Annotated in this window: 18 protein-coding genes; 5 read left to right on the forward strand and 13 right to left on the reverse strand. The window is 71.8% G+C overall.

Translation table 11 applies throughout. The annotated features are described in order from the left end of the window. The first annotated feature begins 1 nt into the window (after position 1). Both ABZ794_RS32365 and ABZ794_RS32370 read left to right on the forward strand, forming a co-directional pair. Positions 2 to 637, forward strand: a complete 636-nt coding sequence (locus ABZ794_RS32365; protein ID WP_357519155.1) for a LysE family translocator — start codon at positions 2 to 4, stop codon at positions 635 to 637. A gap of 92 nt (positions 638 to 729) precedes the next feature. Continuing rightward, entirely contained in the window at positions 730 to 1,224 is a 495-nt protein-coding gene (locus tag ABZ794_RS32370; RefSeq protein WP_210786294.1) for a DUF2231 domain-containing protein, read from the forward strand. A gap of 10 nt (positions 1,225 to 1,234) precedes the next feature. On the opposite strand, the gene ABZ794_RS32375 is transcribed toward ABZ794_RS32370, so the two are convergent. From ABZ794_RS32375 to ABZ794_RS32435, 13 genes are all read right to left on the reverse strand, one after another. Continuing rightward, positions 1,235 to 1,678, reverse strand: a complete 444-nt coding sequence (locus tag ABZ794_RS32375; RefSeq protein ID WP_210786295.1) for a DUF1801 domain-containing protein — start codon at positions 1,676 to 1,678, stop codon at positions 1,235 to 1,237. Positions 1,679 to 1,722: 44 nt separating this feature from the next. Then, on the reverse strand, positions 1,723 to 2,370 hold the full coding sequence (locus ABZ794_RS32380) for a DUF998 domain-containing protein (RefSeq protein ID WP_357519158.1): 648 nt from the start codon (positions 2,368 to 2,370) through the stop codon (positions 1,723 to 1,725). A gap of 127 nt (positions 2,371 to 2,497) precedes the next feature. Further along, positions 2,498 to 5,839, reverse strand: coding sequence for a S8 family serine peptidase (locus ABZ794_RS32385; RefSeq protein ID WP_357519160.1), 3,342 nt, complete (start codon positions 5,837 to 5,839; stop codon positions 2,498 to 2,500). A gap of 101 nt (positions 5,840 to 5,940) precedes the next feature. Continuing rightward, positions 5,941 to 6,933, reverse strand: a complete 993-nt coding sequence (locus ABZ794_RS32390) for an LLM class flavin-dependent oxidoreductase (RefSeq protein WP_210786297.1) — start codon at positions 6,931 to 6,933, stop codon at positions 5,941 to 5,943. After that, positions 6,930 to 7,256 carry a TIGR04076 family protein gene (locus ABZ794_RS32395; protein ID WP_210786298.1) on the reverse strand — a complete coding sequence of 109 codons (327 nt, stop codon included), beginning with the start codon at positions 7,254 to 7,256 and terminating at the stop codon, positions 6,930 to 6,932. The genes ABZ794_RS32390 and ABZ794_RS32395 overlap by 4 nt, the downstream gene beginning before the upstream one ends. Next, positions 7,253 to 7,624, reverse strand: a complete 372-nt coding sequence (locus ABZ794_RS32400) for a nuclear transport factor 2 family protein (protein ID WP_357519163.1) — start codon at positions 7,622 to 7,624, stop codon at positions 7,253 to 7,255. Before ABZ794_RS32400 ends, ABZ794_RS32395 begins: the two co-directional genes overlap by 4 nt. Positions 7,625 to 7,662: 38 nt before the next feature. Further along, positions 7,663 to 9,306, reverse strand: a complete 1,644-nt coding sequence (locus ABZ794_RS32405; RefSeq protein ID WP_357519165.1) for a DUF885 domain-containing protein — start codon at positions 9,304 to 9,306, stop codon at positions 7,663 to 7,665. Next, a complete protein-coding gene (locus ABZ794_RS32410) occupies positions 9,303 to 10,541 on the reverse strand; it encodes an amidohydrolase family protein (RefSeq protein WP_210786301.1) in 1,239 nt (412 codons plus the stop codon). Before ABZ794_RS32410 ends, ABZ794_RS32405 begins: the two co-directional genes overlap by 4 nt. A gap of 9 nt (positions 10,542 to 10,550) precedes the next feature. Then, positions 10,551 to 11,528 (reverse strand): ABC transporter ATP-binding protein, encoded by a 978-nt coding sequence (locus ABZ794_RS32415; protein ID WP_357519167.1) that lies wholly within the window; start codon positions 11,526 to 11,528, stop codon positions 10,551 to 10,553. Beyond that, positions 11,525 to 12,502 (reverse strand): ABC transporter ATP-binding protein, encoded by a 978-nt coding sequence (locus ABZ794_RS32420; RefSeq protein ID WP_357519169.1) that lies wholly within the window; start codon positions 12,500 to 12,502, stop codon positions 11,525 to 11,527. Before ABZ794_RS32420 ends, ABZ794_RS32415 begins: the two co-directional genes overlap by 4 nt. Before the next feature lies 1 nt (position 12,503). Next, positions 12,504 to 13,403 (reverse strand): ABC transporter permease, encoded by a 900-nt coding sequence (locus ABZ794_RS32425; RefSeq protein ID WP_357519171.1) that lies wholly within the window; start codon positions 13,401 to 13,403, stop codon positions 12,504 to 12,506. After that, on the reverse strand, positions 13,400 to 14,485 hold the full coding sequence (locus ABZ794_RS32430) for an ABC transporter permease (RefSeq protein ID WP_210786304.1): 1,086 nt from the start codon (positions 14,483 to 14,485) through the stop codon (positions 13,400 to 13,402). Before ABZ794_RS32430 ends, ABZ794_RS32425 begins: the two co-directional genes overlap by 4 nt. A 10-nt stretch (positions 14,486 to 14,495) precedes the next feature. Continuing rightward, positions 14,496 to 16,100 carry an ABC transporter substrate-binding protein gene (locus tag ABZ794_RS32435; RefSeq protein ID WP_357519174.1) on the reverse strand — a complete coding sequence of 535 codons (1,605 nt, stop codon included), beginning with the start codon at positions 16,098 to 16,100 and terminating at the stop codon, positions 14,496 to 14,498. A gap of 290 nt (positions 16,101 to 16,390) precedes the next feature. Here ABZ794_RS32435 and ABZ794_RS32440 point away from each other — a divergent pair, with 290 nt between their 5' ends. The 3 genes from ABZ794_RS32440 to ABZ794_RS32450 form a co-directional block, all read left to right on the forward strand. Then, positions 16,391 to 16,927 (forward strand): helix-turn-helix domain-containing protein, encoded by a 537-nt coding sequence (locus ABZ794_RS32440; RefSeq protein ID WP_124772961.1) that lies wholly within the window; start codon positions 16,391 to 16,393, stop codon positions 16,925 to 16,927. Positions 16,928 to 17,052: 125 nt separating this feature from the next. Further along, positions 17,053 to 18,936: a Xaa-Pro dipeptidyl-peptidase gene (locus ABZ794_RS32445; RefSeq protein WP_357519176.1), complete on the forward strand. Its 1,884-nt coding sequence runs from the start codon at positions 17,053 to 17,055 to the stop codon at positions 18,934 to 18,936. Between the two features lie 452 nt (positions 18,937 to 19,388). Beyond that, the coding region (locus ABZ794_RS32450; protein ID WP_357519178.1) for a C39 family peptidase at positions 19,389 to 19,723 on the forward strand (335 nt) is incomplete at its 3' end.

The raw sequence follows: 19,723 nt of genomic DNA on the forward strand, positions 1-19,723 counted from the left end.
CATGCGCGGGGTCGCGGTGCTCGGCTTCCTGCTCGCCGTCGCGCCGATCACCGCCACGCCGGGCGCGAGCCTGACCCTGGTCGTCTCGCGGGTCGCCACCGGCGGGCGGCGGCAGGGCTGGTGGGTGATCCTGGGTACGGTGACCGGGCTCTACGTGCACGCCACGCTGGCCGCTGTCGGCCTGGCCGCGCTGGTGCTCCGCTCGTCGCAGGCGTTCTGGGTGGTCAAGCTGGTCGGGGCCGGTTATCTGGTCGGGCTCGGGCTCTGGATGCTCTGGTCCGCGTCGCGCCGCCGAACGGAAGCGGGACGGCGACCGACGGTTTCCGCCCGAAGGCTGCCCTGGCGGGTGGACCACCCGTACCTGCAAGGGTTGCTCGGCAACGTACTGAACCCCAAGGCCGCCGCCATCTACCTCACGTTGGCACCGCAGTTCCTCGAACCGGGCCGACCGGTGCTGGTGCCGATGGTGCTGCTCGCCACGGCGCACGCCGCGCTGCACACCTGTTGGCTCGCCGGTTGGACCGTCGTCTCCGGTGCCGCCGCCCGGTTGCTGCGCACCGCGTCGGTGCGACGAATGCTCGATCGGCTGACCGGCGTGCTCCTGGTCGGCCTCGGCGTACGCGCGGCGGCGACCTGAGCGATCGGCGGGGATGACACGCCCGCCTGGTACCGATAGCGTCCCGGTGTGGACGATCAACGTCCAGGCCGATGTGACCGGAGGAGACGCCGATGTTCGAGGAGTTCATGGGCATCCCGGCCCACCCTCTGCTGCTGCACGCCGCGGTCGTGTTCGTGCCGCTGCTGGCCCTGCTGACTGTCGGTTACGCGCTCGTCCCGCCGATCCGGCCGCACACCCGGTGGGTGTTGGGGCTACTGGCCGTGGGCGCGCCGGTCGCCGCCCTGCTGACGAAGCTCTCCGGCGATGCCTTCCTCGAGCGCATGCGCGCCGCCAACCGGGTCACTCCCGAGTTCCTCCCGACGCTTCAGACGCATCAGGATTTCGGTAACAACACGCTCTACGCCACCATCGGGCTGGCGGTCGTCGCGCTGGCACTTGTCTGGTTCGTCGCGCCGAAGGGCACCGACGCCAGCGCGGACGGACGGCCCGGTCGGCCGCTGACCCTGGCGTTGCAGGTGTTGTCGCTGGTGGCCGCCGCCGTCACCGTGTATTACGTGTTCCGCACGGGCGACTCCGGGGCGAAGGCGGTCTGGGAGGGCCAGTGACGTCGGCGGTTCATCGGCCGCTGGCCCGGTCCACGCCCCTGTGCACCCGGACGGTGCGCTCGATCAGCTGCCGCAGCACGCTCTCGTCGACGTCGTCGAGCCGCTTCAGGTAGAGGCATCCCTTTCCGGCGCGGTGCGGACCGAGCCGGACGAGGAGCGCGCCGTACCGCTCCTCGAGACCGCCGCCGGTGAGGTAGACGACGAGGTGCTGTTTGCGCGGCGAGAACCCCACCAGGGGCGCGTCGCCGCTACGCCCGCTCTCGTAGGTGTAGTGGTAGCTGCCGAAGCCGACGATGCTCGGGCCCCACATCACCGCCGGCTCCCCGGTCAGCTCGCCCATGATCGCGCGGAGCCGCCCCGCGTCGGCCCGCCTACGTTCGTCGGGGTTGCCGGCCAGGAAGTCGTCGACGCTGATCGCGGTCGGAACGGTTACCGGCTGCTTCGCTGTGGCCATGACGTGATGCTGTCACCTGCCTACGACGAGAATCGCCTCGACGGTCAGGCAACCTCGTCGCGTGTTCGCCAGGAGAGCGCCACGAGCCACCCCGAGATGAGCACCGCTCCGATGGCGAAGCGGATGCTCGCACTCCCCTCGCTCCACGGCAGGGCGGTCAGCACGAACGCGACGGCACCACTGGTGGCGCTGTAGAGCGCCCAGTTCCGGTCCCCCTGGGCGGCAAACCGTCGAGCGAGCAGCAGACCGGCCGCGATCAGCGACAGGAACGCCGTCGCGCCGCACACCGTGTGCAGGACGCTGCCCGTGCTGGCCTGCTCGGGCAGACCCGCCGGGGCGCCGGGTGGCCAGCCGAGCGCGGGATCGGGCACGAAGATCCCGCCGCCGACCATCGCCACCCCGTACACGCCGACCAGCACCGGCACCACGGTGCCGGCCCGGCCCGGTCGCAGTACCTGCCACAGGCCCAGCGCGAAGGCGACGGCCAGTACGCCGGTGCCCGCGAACGCGGTGACCTGCAGCCAGCCGAGGTCACCGAGGGTGAGTGAGCTGATCGCGTGCCGGCGCAGGTCGAATCCGGATCGGGTGAACGCCTGCCCGAACGACAGGACAGGGAAGAACAGGCCGGCGACCGTGCCACAGCCCAGCAGGAGACGGGTTCGGCGCAGCGCTGTCTCGGCGACGGACGTCATGGGCGTGCCTCTCGTTGTCGGCGTCGGGGTTCACCGTCACGACGAACGAGGTGGGCCCGGATCGACACCGCGACCCAAAAAGGTGGTGCGACCCGGCCGGAGCCGGGCCGCACCACAGCGTCGACGGTCAGCCGGCGTGGTACGCCCGGATGATGGTCTGGTCGATTCCGCTACCGCCGTTGGCGGCGGCCTTCACCCGCAACGACACGGGCTGCCCGGAGGTGGCCGTCGGCAGCGCGACCCGGTAGCTGTCGCCGCTGCCGGTGACCCGGGCCGACTTCCAGGTGGCCCCGTCGTCCGTCGAGGTCCAGACCTGGAACGACGTCACCTTCAGCGCCTTGATGCCCCGCATCTGCCGCACGGCCAGTTCCGCAGTTCCGCCGGTGGCGTGGTTGTTGGTGTCCATCGGCAGCGCGTAGTCCACAGCGAGCAGCGGCAGCGGCACGCTTCCGGTGCCGTCCGGCCCGGCCGACCGGAACGTCCACGAGGTGTTTACCTTGGTGGAGATCGGCAGGATCAGGCTCGTGTCGACGTCGAGGGTCACCCGGTAGTCGGCCATCGACTGCGGGACGGTGAAGTCGCCGTACGGGCCTGACCGCTCGTCGACCAGCTTGCCGTCGCGGTACAGCGACAGCTTGCGCTTCACGCCGATCGCCTCGCCCTGAAGGCAGTCGGCCCGCTGGTGCTGGTCGGTCAGCGACACCAGGTCGAGGTGCAGGTTGCCCCGGGTCCGCGACGGCGCGGTGGCGCAGCTCCACTCGGCCCCGGCCGGGTCGTCGTACCAGTCGGAGTGCAGGGGCTGGCGCGCCCAGATCTTGGTCTGCCGACTGCCCGGCTGGTAGCTGCGGGGTGCCTCGTCAGCGGCCAGCCCGCCGTAGACGCCCTGGTCGGCCCAGAGGATGTCGGGCGAGAGGTAGTCGGTCCGGTACGGCGGCAGGTTCCCCTCGTGGGTCTGGGTGACCCCCACCCCGTCGCGGGTCATGCCGGTACGGACCAGTTGGGTGAGCATCCCCGGCGAATCCGTCTGGTGGAAGCGCTCGTCGATCCGGGCGAGCTTCGCCTGCTCGGCCTTGCTCACCCGGAAGGCGGGGTCGGCCGGCACGCCGCCCGCGTACTCGTGCACCAGGTTGTAGCGGTACGGCATGGCGGTGCCGGCCGGCGAGTCCAGGTTGACCGCCGCCCAGGTGCGCCGGGAGCCGACGGTGGGCTTGGGCAGCGCTGTGGTGCGGACGGCCGTCTTGGCCCCGTACCCGCTGATCTGGTGCCACCAGGACAGGCCGTTCGGCGTGGTCTGGACGTTGGTGAGGTCGGTCCGGGTGGGCGTGGTGGGCACCCCGTCGACAGTCGCCGTCACCGGCTTGGCCCGCGCCGGGTCGAGCGTCACGCTTCGGGCAGCGCGCACGTCCAGGTCGGCCTCGGCGGCGAGCGTCGTCTCCAGCACGTCACTGTCGACGTAGTAGGCGACGGACGAGCCGAGGATCGCGTACCGGCCGGCGGGCACCCGCAGCGTGAAGGTGTCTCCGGGGGTGCCGCCCGCGCCGCCGTAGTAGATCACCGGGTCGGCGAGGTTGGTGACCATCAGGTTGATCCAGCTCTCCGCGCCGTCCTTCAGGCCCGGCATCGGCTTTGTCTGGATGGTCAGGTCGTAGCTGGGCTGCTCGACGTAGAAGCTCACCGGGGTCGTCGCGACCAGCTTGCGGCCGGAACGGGCGGTGACGGTGGCCAGGTAGAAGCCCGGCCGGGCGGCCAGCGCAGCACGGTTGACCCGCAGGGTCGCCGCGGCGGTGGCGCCGTGCTTGAGCGTCAGCCGGCTCGTCGACAGCGACGCCGTGCCGCGCGGCACTGGTTGGCCGTCGTGGTTGACGATCGACACGTCGAGGTCGAGAACGGCTGTCGACTCACCGGTCCAGCTCAGCTTCGTCTCGCTGGTCCCGGACTGCGGGTGGGCGAAGGTGCCGAGGTTGACCACCGGCTGGTTGCTGGTGGGGCCGCCGAGGGCCCGGACCGCGTTGAGCCGACCGGCGCCGACGGCGTACGGGTCGATGCCGCTGAGTGGGTCGGCGGCGCCGACGAGGGCGGCCTTGAGTCGCTCACCGCTCCAGTCCGGGTGGCGCTGGGCGAGCAGCGCGGCGGCGCCGGCCACGTGCGGGCTCGCCATCGAGGTGCCGCTGATCGCCTCGTAGTACCTGTCGATCGGGTCCTGGAGGTTGGTGCCGGCGGCCCGGGCGGCGACGATGTCGACACCGGGCGCGACCAGTTCCGGCTTGGCCACGTTGCTGGTGACCAGCGGCCCACGGCTGGAGAAGTCGGCGAGCTTGTCGTTGCGGTCGACGGCGCCGACGGTCAGCGCGCTGGCGGCCGAGCCCGGCGAGGAGATGGCGGCGCCGCTGTTGCCGGCGGCGATGACGAAGAGCGCGCCGGTGGACCTGCTCAGAGCGTCGACGGCGAGCGACAGCGGGTCGCTGCCGTCGTCCGGGTCGCCGCCGCCGAGGCTCATGTTGATGACGTCGGCGCGGGTGGCGGCCCACTCCATGGCGGCGATGATGCCGGAGTCGTCGCCGAACCCGTTGTCGTCGAGAACCTTGCCGATCACCAGCTTGGCGTCCGGTGCGACGCCGCGACGCTGACCGTGGGCGGCCGCGCCGGTGCCGGCGATGGTCGAGGCGACGTGCGTACCGTGGCCGTTGTGGTCGACGGCGTCACCGCCCTCGACGGTGAAGTCGGCCCGATCGGCGACCCGGCCGACCAGGTCCGGGTGGGTGAAGTCGGCGCCGGTGTCGAGCACCGCGACCCGGACGCCCTTGCCGGTGTAGCCGGCTTTCCAGGCGTCCGGCGCGGCGATCTGGCCCAGGTTGCGGTCCAGGCCGGCGGGGCGCCCACCGCCGGTCAGGGCGGTGGCCCGGACCTTGCGGTCGAGCCAGACCTTCTTCGCGCCGGCGAGCAGCGAGTTGGTGGCGAGCTTCGCCGTGGCCGGGCTCTTCTTGGGTACGCGGCCGGCGACCGCACCGATGCTGGGCAGCGACAGCACGTCACCGAGCGCGGCCACCCGGGCGGACGCGGTGGCGGGCTGCACGATGAGCGGCAGCTCGGCTGCGTTGTCGTCGTCGTAGCCGTCGGCGATCAGCGTGGTGACGTCGAACAGGTCGGGGTCGAGGACCGAGCCGAGCTGGGATGCGACGCGGGCGGGGATGACGTGCAGGTGACCGTCGGGGCCGCAGCTCTGGTGGATCACCGCGTTCTCGTCCGCCGGCCGGATTGTGGCCTGTGGGCAGCCCGATCCGGTGTCCCGTACGGTCACCACGTCCCCGGTCAGCAGGGTGACGGTGTGCGTCTTCCCGTCAGCAGTGGCTGCGGGTGCGCCGGTCTGACCGATGTCGCTGGGTCCGGCCGTGGCGGCGCCGCCCGGTAGGGCGGTCAGCGTCGTGGCCGTGACGGCGACGGCCAACAGCCATCGCGTTTTCCTGAGCATGTCGCTCCTCGTCTAATGTGGACGAAGCCGCCTCTTCGGGCGACTTCGGCAAGATCATATGCAGGGGAACGATCTTCGGGGAGCTTTCGACGAGGAGGTTTTCACGCCCGTAACAGGGGAAGCACCCGCCGACCGAGCAGGTCGATGCCGCCGTGCGGCGTCAAGCCGTGCGGGGTGCCGAACTCCACCCGGCTCGCCCCGGCGTCGAACACCGCCGCGGCCTGCCCCGCGACGTGCTCGGGCGTGCCGGAGAAGGCGAACAGATCGAGCAGGTCGTCGCCGATCAGCGCGCCGGCGAGGTCGTCCTCCCGGCGGCCGACGTGCTGCTGGATCCGCGCCAGCAACTCCGGGTCCACCTCGATCGTCGGGTCGAGGGCGGCGACCACCGCCAGGTACATGGCCACCTCCCGGCGCGCCACCCGACGTGCCAGCGCACCGTCCTCGTCGACGACGGTGACCGCACCGAGCACGACACCCGTGCCGTCCCGGCCCGCGACCGCCGCGTCGTCCAGCCAGGCGCGCATCATCCGGGCCATCGCCGGGTTGGCCGACCCGCCGACCTTGACCTCGCCGGCGAAGCCGGCCGCTGCCCGGGCGGTCTGCCGCCCCCAGGTGCCGACCAGGACCGGCACGTCGGCACGGGTCGGCGTGTACCGCAGCGACGTGCCCGGCGCGACTGTGAACTCCCCACCCTGGAAACCGCTGTCGTCGCCGGCGAGCAGCAGCCGTACGACGGCGACCGTCTCGACGATGCGCCGGATCGGGCGGACCTGCGGCACACCGATCTCGTTGAGCCAGGTGCCCCGGGCCAGGCCCAGGTAGGCCCGACCCTGCGAGGCCAGGTCCAGTGCGGCCACCTGACCGGCCACCTCCACCGGGTGCATGGTGAACGGGTTGAGGCACGCCGCGCCCAGGCGGATCCGCCGGGTGTGCCGGGCCGCCACCAGCAGCGGGAAGATCGGCGGTTGGTACATCAGGTCACCGAAGACCGACAGCACGTCGAAGCCGTGCCGCTCGGTCAGTTCGGCCAGCTCCGCGTACTCGTCGGCGGACTTGTCGGACTGCAGGCCGATGCCGACCAGCCCAGCGCTCACGTCAGCTCCTCGGTGGGGATGCGCTGAAGGGCGGTCCGCTCGATGCGCATGATGAGCCGCTCGTCCGGGTCCGGGCAGGCGACGTGGCTGTCCCGGGCCATCCAGTCGCCCTCGGCCAGCGCCCGCTGCTTCGCCGGCAGCAGCGGCAGGCACGCGGCCAGGGCGTACAGGCAGAAGTGTTTGCCGGCGGGAATGGTGAGCCGGTTGGAGCCGGTCAGGTCGATGTGGTCGCCCGGTTTCAGGCCGCACACCGAGCGGCCCTCGATCCGCTCCACCACGACCCGCAGGTCGTACAGGTCGGTGGTGGGTTCCTCGGCGCTCATCGCACGGCCTCCGCGTGGTGGTGCACGATGCGCCAGGCGCCGTCCTCGCGGCGCAGGACGTCGGTCACCCGGAAACACTCGTCCGGCCGGGTGCCGGCGAAGCGGGCCCGCAGCACGTAGCGGACCAGACCGGTGTCGCCCCAGGCGTCGGCGCGCAGGTGTTCCGGCGCCACCGAGATCGGCGTCGACCCCGTTGCCCGGGTCGCTCGCCGGTCCCGCAGGTCGTCGAGCGCGGGCAGGCCGGACAGCAGTCCGTCGGCGTCGGACTCCCAGAACGTCAGGTCGGGGTGCAGGTGCGCGTCGAAGGCCTGCCGGTCGCCGAGGGACCGGTACACGTCGGTGATGGTGGTGCGGAGCTCATCGCTCATCGGCTGTCACTTCCGATCGGGTACGGCGGTGCGGGTGGTCAGTGCAGGTCGGCCAGGCGGGCGCGGAGCGGATCCAGTCCCATGGGTCCGAGCGCCAACGCGGTGTGGTGGAAGCGTTTCCGGTCGAAGGCCGCACCCTCGCGGCGCTCGGCGTCCCGGCGGGCCTGCTGCCACAGCCGCGCGCCGACCTTGAAGGCCAGGGCCTGCGCCGGCCAGCCCAGATACCTGTCGACCTCGAAGCGCGCGGTCTCGGCGTCCAGGCCGGCGACCCGGGTGAGGACGTCCACCGCGAGCGCTGGCGTCCAGTGGCGCTCCTCGGTGAACCCGTTGCCGGCCGGGATCGGCAGCCTCAGGTGCAGACCCAGGTCGATGACCACCCGGGCGGCCCGCCACATCTGACCGTCGAGCATGCCGAGTCGCTCGGCCGGGCCGGCGTACAGGCCGATCTCGTCGGCGAGGCGCTCGGCGTAGTGCGCCCACCCCTCGGCGTACCCGTGCACCTGGCAGAGGGTGCGCTGCCACGGGTGCAGGGCGGCGGTGGTGAGGGTGACGGCGTGCTGGAGGTGGTGGCCGGGCAGCCCTTCGTGGCAGAGCGTGCCGACGTGCCGCCACACCGGCACCGTCGACTCGCCAGTGGGCACCGACCACCAGATCGCGCCGGGACGCGTCAACGCCGGGTCGGGAGGCGTGTAGTACATGACCCCGGACGTGGCGGGGCTGATCCGGCACACCACCTGACGGGTGGCGGGCGGGATGTCGAAGTGGATGCCGTCGAGGGCCTGGGTCAGCTGCTCGGTGCGCTGGCGCAGCCACTCCTCCCGGGCGGGTCCGGCCGCCACCCGACCGGCCGGGTCGGCGTCCAGGGCCGCCCGCGCGGCGGCCACCCGCGAGTGGCCCAGCTCGCCCGCGACGGTCCGCAGCTCGGCGGCGGTGCGGTCCAACTCCGCCCAGCCGTACTCGTACACCTCGTCGAGGTCGACGCTCGCACCGAGGAAACTGCGGGCAGTTACCCGGTACAGGTCGCCGCCGACACCATCCACGTTGGACGCCGTAGGTCCCAGCTCGGCGTGGAGGAACGCGGCGAAACCGGCGGTGGCGGCGGTCGCCAGTCGCACACCCAATTGCAGCTGCGCGGCGAGCGGGCCGCCGGAGTAACCGTCCACCAGCCGCCCGTAGAAGTCCGCGCGGGTCCAGGCCGTGCACTGGTCGGCGACCACGAGCACCTGCCGGCGGGCAACCAACTGTCCGCGCTGCGCCGACCGACGCAGCGTCTCGGCGTACCGGGCGAGGGCCTCGGGCACCTGGCGCAGGTGGTCGGCGACCACCGCCCAGTCGTCCTCGGTGTGCCGGGGCAGATTGTCGAAGAGCTGCCGGAGCAGGTGCACCGGCGTGGCCAGTGGGGCGAGCAGCCGGGTGGTGAAGCCCACGTCGTACAGGTCGACCTCACTGGCCAGCCGATCGAGCAGGGCATCGGCCAGGGACCGCTCGCCGGGGTCGTGCGTGGTCGCCGCGGCGGCGGCCGTCGCGGTGCGTCGGGCCAGCTCGGCGCGGGCGTCGAAGCCCTCCGGTGAGAGATCCGGGACGTGCGACACGGGTGTACGCCCCACCGCCTCGGCCGCCTGCGGGTCCAGCTCGGCGAGCGCGTCGAGGTACCCGTCGGCGACCTGGGTGATGCTGCTCATCGCGGTACGCCGAGCCGGCCGTGGTCGTCGCGGTACGCCACCCCGCCCTTCAGCACCGCGTGCAGGGTGCGCAACGCGGAGACCGAGCGGGTCGGGTCGTCGCGCAGCACCAGCAGGTCGGCGTGCTTGCCGGCCTCGACGGTGCCGAGGGTGTCGGCCCGACCCAGCCACTGCGCGGGGCGGGTGGTGGCGGCCTTGAGCGCGTCCGCGACGGGCATCCCCGCGTCCACCATGAACTCCAGTTCGCGGATGGTCGCGGTGGTCTCGTCGTAGCCGGCGTGCGGGGGCATGTCGCTGCCCAGGGCGATCGGCACGCCGTTGCGGATGGCGTGCTGGAGGCTCTCCCAGTGCCGGGGGCCGGCCGCGAGGGCCCGGTCCATCAGCCAGCCGGGCACCCCGGAGTCGCGGAAGAACTGCTCGCAACGGCTCACCACGATCGTCGGCACGTACCAGACACCCCGCTCGGCCATCAGTCGGGTGACGTCGTCGGTCAGCTCGTACCCGTGCTCGACGCAGTCGAGGCCCAGCTCCACGGCCCGACGGACCGAGTCGGCCGGGCCGGCGTGCGCGGTGACCTTGCGCCCCCAGTCGTGCGCGACGCGGATGACCGCTGCCATCTCGTCGTCGAGCAGCTGCGGGGTGTCGATCGCCTCGTGCTGCCCGGCGATCCCGCCGGAGATGCAGACCTTGATCAGGTCGGCGCCGGCGCGAAGCTGCTCACGGGTGGCCCGACGGAACCCGTCAGCGCCGTCGGCCTCCAGGGCGTCGGCCTCCCAGCCGTGCCCGCCGGTGCAGCAGAGCGCGTGCCCCGCGGTGAAGATGCGCGGGCCGTCGACCGCGCCGGCCTCGATCCCCCGGCGCAGGGCGAAGTCGGCGTACCGGCTCTCCCCGACGAGGCGGGCGGTGGTGACGCCGGAGTGCAGGGTGCGCCGGGCCGAGTCGGCCATCAGCAGCACCAGCTCGGCCAGGTTCGCGCCGTGCACCGTGTCGGCGAGGTGGCCGGGCAGCCCCAGCGACAGGTGGACGTGCATGTTGGTCAGACCCGGCATGACGTGCTCGCCGCCCAGGTCGACCACCCGGGCTGCGCCGGCCTCGGCGAGGACGTCGTCGACCTGACCGACGGCACGGATCATCCCGTCGGCGTCGATCCAGATGCCGCGATCCGGTTGGAGGGCGTCCTGGACACCGTCGTAGAGGGCGAGGTTGACCAGGACCTGTTCGGTGGGCATGCGCATGGGGCGTCCTCAGAGTGAGCGCGCGGCGGTCGGGACCGTTGCGGAGTCGGTGAGCCAGCAGGCGACGCTGCCGCCGCCCAGGTCGACGGTGGGCGGCTGCTCCCCGCAGGGCGCGAACGCGTGCGGGCAGCGGGGCCGGAAACGGCACCCGGTGGGCGCGTTGGCCGGGTCGGGCACCTCCCCGGCGAGGATGGCGGGCAGGCGCGGGGTGGGCCCGATCTGCGGCACCGCGTCGATCAACGCCCGGGTGTACGGGTGTCGGGGCTCGCGCCACAGCTCGCGGGTGGGTGCGGCCTCGACGATCCGGCCCAGGTACATCACGGCGGTCACGTCGGCGATCTCGTGCACCAGCGCCAGGTCGTGGGAGATGAAGAGCATTCCCATGTCGAGGTCGCGGACCAGCCCGACGAGCAGGTTGACCACCTGGGCCTGGGACGAGGCGTCCAGCGCGGTGACCGGCTCGTCCGCGATGATCATCCGGGGTTCCGGGGCGAGCGCGCGGGCGATCGCCAGGCGCTGCCGCTGACCACCGGAGAACTGGTGCGGATACCGCTGGGCGGCGCTGGTCGGCATGGCCACCCGTTCGAGCAGCTCGTGCACCCGGGCTCGGCGGGCCGACCCGGTGACCGCGGCCGGCACGCCGTCGAGGAGCTGGGAGCCGATGGTGCGCCGGGGGTTCAGCGAGGCGTACGGGTTCTGAAAGACCATCTGGAGGCCGACCTCGGCACCGGAGCGGGGCCGCCAGCCCAGCGGGGTGACCGGTCGGCCGGCGTACTCGACGGCGCCGGCGCTCGGTGCGCTGAGCCCGACCGCGACGCGGGCGAGGGTGGACTTGCCGCACCCGGACTCGCCAACCAGCCCGACGATCTGGCCGGGTGACACCTCCAGGCTGACCCCGGCGACGGCCCGCACCCGGCCACGCCCTCGGGATCGGTACTCGACCTCGACGTCGGTGAAGGACAGTCGCGCGGGCGCGGTGGTGTTCACGCCGCCACCTCCAGGTGCGGACGGACCACGCAGGCCACCGACCGGTCGGCTCCGGCGGGGGTGAGCGGGGGCGGGGCCTCGCCGCAGGACGGTTCGGCGTACCCGCAGCGGGGTTGGAACGGGCACCCCGGCGGCGCCTCGCCGGGTGCCGGCGGGGCGCCCGGGATGGGCCGCAACGTCCCGCCGGTCTGGGTGCCGTGCGGTCGGGCGCCGAGCAACGCGGCCGTGTACGGGTGGTTGGGGGCGGTGAGCAGGCCGCCCGTCGGGCCGGTCTCGACGACCCGCCCGGCGTAGAAGATGTAGCCACGGGTGGTGAGGGCGCTGAGCACCCCGAGGTCGTGGGTGATGAACGCGACGGCCAGCCCGGTCTCGGCGCGCAGCCGTTCCAGCAGGGCGAGGATGCCGGCCTGCACCGTGACGTCGAGGGCGGTCGTCGGTTCGTCGGCGATCAGCAGTCGGGGCCGGGCGGCCAGCGCGATGGCAATGGCCACCCGCTGCCGCATTCCGCCGGAGAACTGGTGCGGGTACGCGCGCAGCGCCCGCTCCGGGTCCGGGATGCGAACCTGGTCGAGCAGCTCCACCGCGCGGCGGCCGGCAGCTCGACGGTCCATCCGCAGGTGCACCCGCATGTGCTCGGTGAGCTGCCGCCCGACCGTGAGCATCGGGTGCAGGGCCGCGCTCGGGTCCTGGAAGACCATGGCGATGCCGGCGCCACGGACCCGCTGCCAGCCCCGGGCGTCCAGGCTCAGCAGTTCGGTGCCGGCGTACCGGGCGGAGCCGGTGACCGCCGCCCCCGGGGGCAGGAGCCCGAGCAGGGTCTGCGCGGTGAGGCTCTTGCCGCAGCCGCTCTCCCCCGCGATGCCGACCAGCTCACCCTCGTCGACTGTCAACGACACGTCGTGCAGGATCGGCAGCGGGCCACGCGGTGAGGGCAGGGTGACGGCCAGGGAGTCGACGTCGAGCAGCGGTGCCACCTCAGCGTCCCTTCGTGTAGCGGGGGTCGAGCCGGTCGCGCAGCGCGTCGCCGAGCACGTTGAAGGCCATCACCACGGTGAGGATGGCGAGACCGGGGAACACGCTGACCCACCACATCGACAGGTCCTGCGCGCCGAGGGCCACCATCGAGCCCCACTCGGCGGCCGGCGGGCGCGGGCCCAGGCCGAGGAACGACAGGGCGGCGAGCAGCAGCACCGCGTTGCCCAGCTCCAGGGTGGCCAGCACGATCGCCGGGCCGATGCTGTTGGGCAGCACGTCGCGGCGCAACGCGCGGATCGGCCCGACGCCGAGCAGGCGGGCGGCGTTGAGGTAGTCGTCGCCGCGCATGCTCAGCACGGCGCTGCGGATGACCCGGGCGTAGACCGGCCAGGAGACGATGACCAGGGCCAGCACGGCGTTGCGGGTGTTCGGGCCGAACGCCGCCGTCACCGCCATGGCCAGGATGATCTGCGGGAACGCGAACACCAGGTCGGTCAGGCGCATCAGCGCCTCGTCGACGAACCGGCCGACGTATCCGGCGACCAGCCCGAGCAGCCCGCCGACCAGCAGGGCCAGCGAGACGATCGCCAGGGCCAGCGGGATGGACAGGCGGGCGCCGTGGACGACCCGGCTGAGGATGTCACGGCCGAGCGAGTCGGTGCCGAACCAGTGCGCCCCGGACGGCGACGCGTACGTGTCGGCGCTCTGCGCCAGCGGGTCGTACGGCGCGAGAACGTCGGCGAGCAACGCCAGCAGCAACCATCCACCGAGGATGGTCAACGCCACCACGGTGATCGGCTGACGCCAGACCGGTCGGCTGGTCGCGCTACCGCGCAGTCGGCCGAGCCAGCGGCGTCGGCCCAGGGCCCGCTCCGCCTTCGGGTCTGCAAGTGTCGTCATGACAACCGGATCCTCGGATCGATGAGCCCGTACAGCAGGTCGACGGTCAGGTTGACCAGCGTGTAGACAAGTGCCACGAAGAGGCTGACGCCGAGGATCGCGGGCAGGTCCAGCGCCGTGGCGCTGCGGTACGCGTACTGGCCGACGCCGGGCCAGCCGAAGATGCTCTCGACCAGCACCGTCCCGGAGAGCAGCGAGGCGAACGCCAGGCCGGAGACGGTGACCACCGGGACGAGGCCGGCGCGCAGCAGGTGCCGGCGCAGCACCACCCGGGTCGGCAGACCCTTGGCGTACGCGGCCCGGATGTAGTCCTGCTGGAGCACCTCGAGCATCGCCGAGCGGACGAAGCGGACCAACATCGCCACCGTCAGCGAGGTCAGCACGAGCACCGGCAGGGACAGGTGCTGGGCGGCATCCCAGGCGACGTCCCACTGCCCCGCGAGCGCCCCGTCGACCGTGTACATGCCGGTGACGGTGGGCGGTGGGCTGAAGTCTGTGGAGAGTCGTCCGCCGCTGGGGGCCAGGCCGAGCTGGTAGAAGAAGACGTAGAGCACGACCAGGGACAGCCAGAACGGCGGGGTGGAGAGCCCGAGCAGGGCGCCGACCCGGACCAGTTGGTCGGTGAACCGGCCGTTGCGGACCGCCGCGAGCATGCCGACCCCGGTGCCGATGAGCAGCGCCAGCACCATGCTCGGCAGGGCCAGTTCCAGGGTCGCCGGCACGTAGTGCAGCAGGTCGTCCAGGACGGCCCGCCCGGTCTGCTGGGAGTGGCCCAGGTCGCCGTGCAGCAGGTTGCCCAGGTAGTGCAGGTACTGGGCCCAGAGCGGCTGGTCCAGGCCCCACTTCTCGCGGAAGGCGGCCACCGCGGCGGGGTCGTTGAGCGCCTGGTCGGAGAGGTTGGCGGTGACCGGGTCACCGGGGACCACGTTGACCAGACCGAACGTCACCACAGTGACGCCGAGCAGCAGGCCGGCGGTGACCGCCACCCGCTTGGCCAGGAAGGTGAGCAGCGGATGGGCACCCCGGGGCCGGGACGCGGTCGTGGCGACCGCGCCCGGCTCACCGTCGTGGACTGTCGTCATGTCGTCGGGACTACTTGCGGCCGACCGCGGCGACGTCCACCTGCCAACCGGCGGCGGTGTAGTCCGCTCCGGTCAGGTCTGTGGTCGCCACGACGATGGAGGAGTTGCTGGCCAGCACGAGGTACGGCGAGGACGCGTTCATCAGCCGCTGCCACTCCTGCATGGCGGTGGCCCGACCGGCCAGGTCGAGGGTCGCGGTGACCTTCTTGCCGGCGGCCACCACGGCCGGGTCGGCCCGCTCGACCGTCCAGCCGGAGCGCAGCGCGGTCGCCTGACCCGGTGCCATGTTGTTGATCAGTGAGTCGGCGACCGGGTAGTTCAGGCTCTGCGGGGTGAATCCGAGAGGTGACTTCCCGCCGCGCATCTCGTCGAGGAACGTGGTCAGCGGCTGCGGGTTGAGTTCCAGCTTGATGCCGGCCTCGGCGGCGTCGCCCTGCACCTTGGTGGCCACAGTGCCGAGGTCCACACCCTTGTAGGTGATGGCCGGGTAGGTGAACTTCACCGTCGGGTTGGTCAGGCCGGCCTCGGTGAGCAGCGCCTTGGCCTTGGCCACGTCCCGCTTGGACTCCTCGCCGGCCGGCAACGCGCCCGGGAAGGCGGGAGCGACCAGCCCGGCGCCGGGGGCGGCGCCCTTGCCGTACAGGGCAGCGATGCCCTGGTAGTCGATGGCGGCGCGCAGGGCCTGGTTGAACTTCGGGTTCGAGGTGACCGCCGAGACGCCCGGGTCGGCGTTGAGGAAGAGGAAGTAGACGGTGTCCTGCACGCCGGAGGTCTGCAGGCTGCCCGACAGTCCGTCGAGGAGCTTGCCGGAGATGTCCAGGGAGATCTCGGCGGCCTCGGCGCGCTGCATGGTCAGCTTCTGGGTCTGCACGTCCATGTTGCGCAGCACCACCCGGGAGAACTGCGGCTTCGTTCCCCAGTACTTCGGGTTGGCCTCCAACACCACCTGCGACGAGGGGTCGTAGGACTTCAGCACGTACGGGCCGCTGCCGACGGAGTTGGTGTCCAGGTACTGCTGCGCGGTGTCGCCCTGGGCGGCGTCGGCGCCGTCGCGGGCACCGTGCTCCTTGGCAACCTTGGAGTTGAGCACCGCTGTCGACGGCATCGACAGCACCACCGGGATGTTCGGATCGGGGGTGGCCGAGGCGACCACGACTGTGCTGTCGTCGGTCTTGGTCACGGTCAGGCCGCTGACGGTGACCGCGGGGCTGCCCTTGATGTTCTTCAGCCGGTTGAGCGAGAAGACGACGTCGTCGGCGGTGAGCGGGCTGCCGTCGGCGAACGTCACGCCCTGCCGGAGCTTGAAGGTGAACGTCGTGGCGTCCGGCGACGCCTGGTACGACTCGGCCAGCGCGGGGACCGGCTTACTCACGTCCGAACCCTTGAAGGTGAGCAGGGTGTCGTAGAGGGCGTGCACGGCGGTCAGACCGGTTGCCTCGTAGACCCGGCCGGGGTCGAGGGTCTTGAGCACGAACGAGGTGTTCACGGTGAGGGTCTTGGCCGTACCGTTCGCGTTTCCACCACTGCCGCCGGCGCTACAGGCGCTGACGGAGAGGACGGCCAGCGTCGCCAGAGCGGACGCTCCGGCGAGGAGCCGGCGGGGAGACACCGACATGCTGTTCCTACCTTCGTATCGCGCGGCCCGCTGTGCGGGATCCGCGGGGCGTCGACGTCCGGCGCGCGACACCACGCATCGGCCGGGCCGATGGGATGACGGCGTCGCGGGCTTCTCGGGGGCGTCGTCTCGGGGTTGGATGTAGACCGGGCGGCAGGCGTCCGGTTCGCGCCTCGATGCGGTTTGTTCACCTGAGTTGAACATTGCCGCCCGATGTTTAGTGATCCTAAACATGGCCGTATAGTTTGGTCAATCAAGATTCAGCCACACTGTATTTGGAACGAGGACACATGCTCGGTGACCGACTCCGCGACCTGCGTCAGCAGCACTCCCTCACGCTGCGTCAGCTCGCCACAGCCGCCGATGTGTCCCCCGCCCTGCTCAGCCAGATCGAGAACGGCGCGACCGACCCCAGCCTCTCCACCCTGCGGAAGCTCGCCCAGGTCTTCGACACCTCGATCGCGGAACTGTTCTCCGAGCCCGAGGCGCCACCCGTGCACGTCAGCCGCGTCGGCGCCCGGACCAGGCTGGCCGCGCCACCCGGCCAGATCACCTACGAACGACTCACCCCCGGTCGCGGCGACCTGGAGGTGCTCCAGGCCCACCTCGCACCCGGCGACGCCAGCTCCGCCGAACCGTGGGCGCACCCGTCGACCGAATGCGCGATCGTCATCACCGGGGAGGTCGTCGCCGAGATCGGCGGTGAGTCGTACACCCTCACCGCCGGCGAGTCGGTCACCTTCGACTCACGCCTCGCGCACCTCTACCGCAACGCCAGCGACCAGCGCGCCCACCTGATCATCGCGGTGACGCCGCCGACTCCCTGACCCACCACGGTGGACAGCCGAGGGGATCGACGGGACGCCGCGGCGGACCTAGCATGACCACGAATGGATCTTCGAGATCGGCCCTGCCGACCCCCGGCAACCAGCCCAACCGAAGGGAGACGCGCATGCGTCGACCCCGTCATCTGGTACTCCTGAGCGTCGGCGTGTCCGGCGCCCTGGTCCTCGGCGCAGCACCACCCGCGGCTGCCGCTCCGCCCACGCCCACCACGCCCACCGGCATCGTGGTCAGCGACGGCATGACCCAACCCGTGTTCTCGCTCGCCGACGCGATCGAGGAGCGGGTGTTCGTCCAGACCCCGGTGGACACCGACCACGACGGTCGACCCGACCGGGTGGCGATCGACATCTCCCGCCCCCGCGAGACCGCCACGCAGGGCTTCAAGGTGCCTGCCATCTTCGAGCACAGCCCGTACCGCAAGGGCACCTGGGGTGACGTGCCGTACCCGAGCGTGCTGGTCGACGACCTGCCGCAGAACGGCCTGACCGACCGCGACGGGCGGCGCGCCCTCGACGCCGGCGCACAGCGGGCCCAGGCCAAGGCCAACCTGCCCGGCTCGCTGGACGACTACTACGTGCCCCGCGGGTACGCGGTGGTGCTCGGCCAGAGCGTCGGCACCGGCGACTCGGACGGCTGCCCGACCAGCGGGGACCAGGCCGAGACGCTCGGCACCAAGGCGGTCATCGACTGGCTCAACGGCCGGGCCAAGGGGTACGACGCGAACGGCGCCCCGGTCACCGCCGGCTGGACCACCGGCGCGGTCGGCATGACCGGTGTCTCCTACAACGGGACGCTGCCCAACCAGGTGGCCACCACTGGCGTCAAGGGGCTCAAGACCATCGTGCCGGTCTCCGCGATCAGCAGCTGGTACGACTACTACCGGGCCAACGGTCTGGTGGTCGCGCCCGGGACGTTCCAGGGCGAGGACCTCGACATCCTGGCCCAGTACACCGCCGGGCAGGCCCGCGCCGAAGGGCAGTGCGCCGACGAACTCGCCGAGATCACCGCGAAGCAGGACCGGGTCACCGGCGACTACTCGACGTTCTGGCGCGACCGGGACTACCTCGACGCCCGCGACGTCAAGGCCAGCGTCTTCGTCGTACACGGCCTCAACGACTGGAACGTGAAGACCGAACACTTCGCCGGCTGGTGGGACCAGCTCGCCAAGCGCGACGTCCCCCGCAAGATCTGGCTGCACCAGGGCGGCCACGGTGGTCCGGGCAGCAACGCGTCGGTGACCCTGCCCAGCGGCCAGACGTGGACGTACAAGCAGACCGAGAACCGCTGGTTCGACTTCTGGCTGTGGAACGTTCGCAACGGCATCATGGACGAGCCGACGGCGGTGCTCCAGCGCGAGGACCGCGCCTACGCCACGTACGCCAACTGGCCCGACCCGGTGGCGCGGGAGGTCGGCCTGCGCTTCGCGGCCACCGACACCACCGCACCCGGCGCGCTCACCACCGGCAAGCCACCGAAGGCCAAGGTCGAGCAGCGCTTCGTCGACGAGGGCCGGACCATCCACCCGGACACCCTGGTGTCCAACCCGGACACCGCGAGCGCCAACCGACTCGCCTACCGCTCCCCCGAGCTGACGCGGAGCGTGCGCATCTCCGGGCGTCCGGAGATGCGACTGCGGATGGCTATCGACAACAAGCCGGACGCGAACCTCACCGCGTACCTGGTCGACTACGGCCCGGCCGGGTCGACCGCCGCCCCGACAGTGGTGACGCGAGGGTGGATGGACCCGCAGAACCGCAAGAGCGCCGCGCGCACCGAGCCGGTCAAGCAGGGCAAGCTGTACGACTACCGGTGGACCATGGAGCCGAAGGACTACATCTTCCCGGCGGGACACCGGATCGGCGTGGTCGTCTTCTCCAGCGACCAGGAGTACACCCTGCTGCCGTTGGGTGGCACCGAACTGCGGGTCGCACCGAACGACAGCGAACTGCGACTGCCGGTCGTCGGCGGGCGGAACGTCCTCGGGTTCTGATTTCATCTCCGCGCTCCCGGGTGGGGCAGTCCGGCACGTTCGGGCTGCCCCACCCACTCGGCTTTCATGAGGTCGGGATATCCCCGGCACCCAGACACCGCGATTTCCAGGAACCCGAGTGGATCACGGCCGTCCTGGCTCCCGTGTCGGGTTCGCCCCGGGTGAGCGGGGTGGGCGGGTTGTCTGGTTTGTGCGGCGGTGTCGGGTGGTCCAGGCCACCCCGACGGCGGAATCGGGGGCCCGGCGGGGTCGTTATACCTGGCACGCCACCGCGACTCTCGGGTCGCGGGGCACGGCAGCCGCCGGGAACATCCGCCGGGCCGCCCCGGTTACATCCCCCGCAACGCCCGAGCAGGTCCCCCGGATCGCCGGCGTTGCCGTGAACCTTCCCCGCACCACCACCCACCCCCGAGTGTGGTGCGGGCACCCCCGATGCAGAGGAGCACGCCATCATGCGTACCGATCTGATCCGTAAGACCGCTCTGACCGCTGCTGGCCTCGCGTTCACCGGTGGGGCTATCGCCGGACCGGTGACCGCCGCGTACGCCGCGTCGGAAGCCAGGCCGGCCACCCAGACGCAGAGCGACCGTAAGCCCGCCGGTGAGCGTCAGCTCGGTGTGCGCTACGAGGCCCAGCCGAACTTCTACTACTGCGGCCCGGCCGCCACGCGTAACGCCCTGTCCGTGCAGGGTAAGGAGATCAGCGTGGACGCCATGGCCAAGGAGATGGGCACCACCGAGGCCGGCACCAACTCCATCAACGACATCACCCCGGTGCTGAACAAGGA

This window comes from Micromonospora sp. NPDC047187, assembly GCF_040643355.1.
GTDB lineage: Bacteria > Actinomycetota > Actinomycetes > Mycobacteriales > Micromonosporaceae > Micromonospora > Micromonospora salmantinae.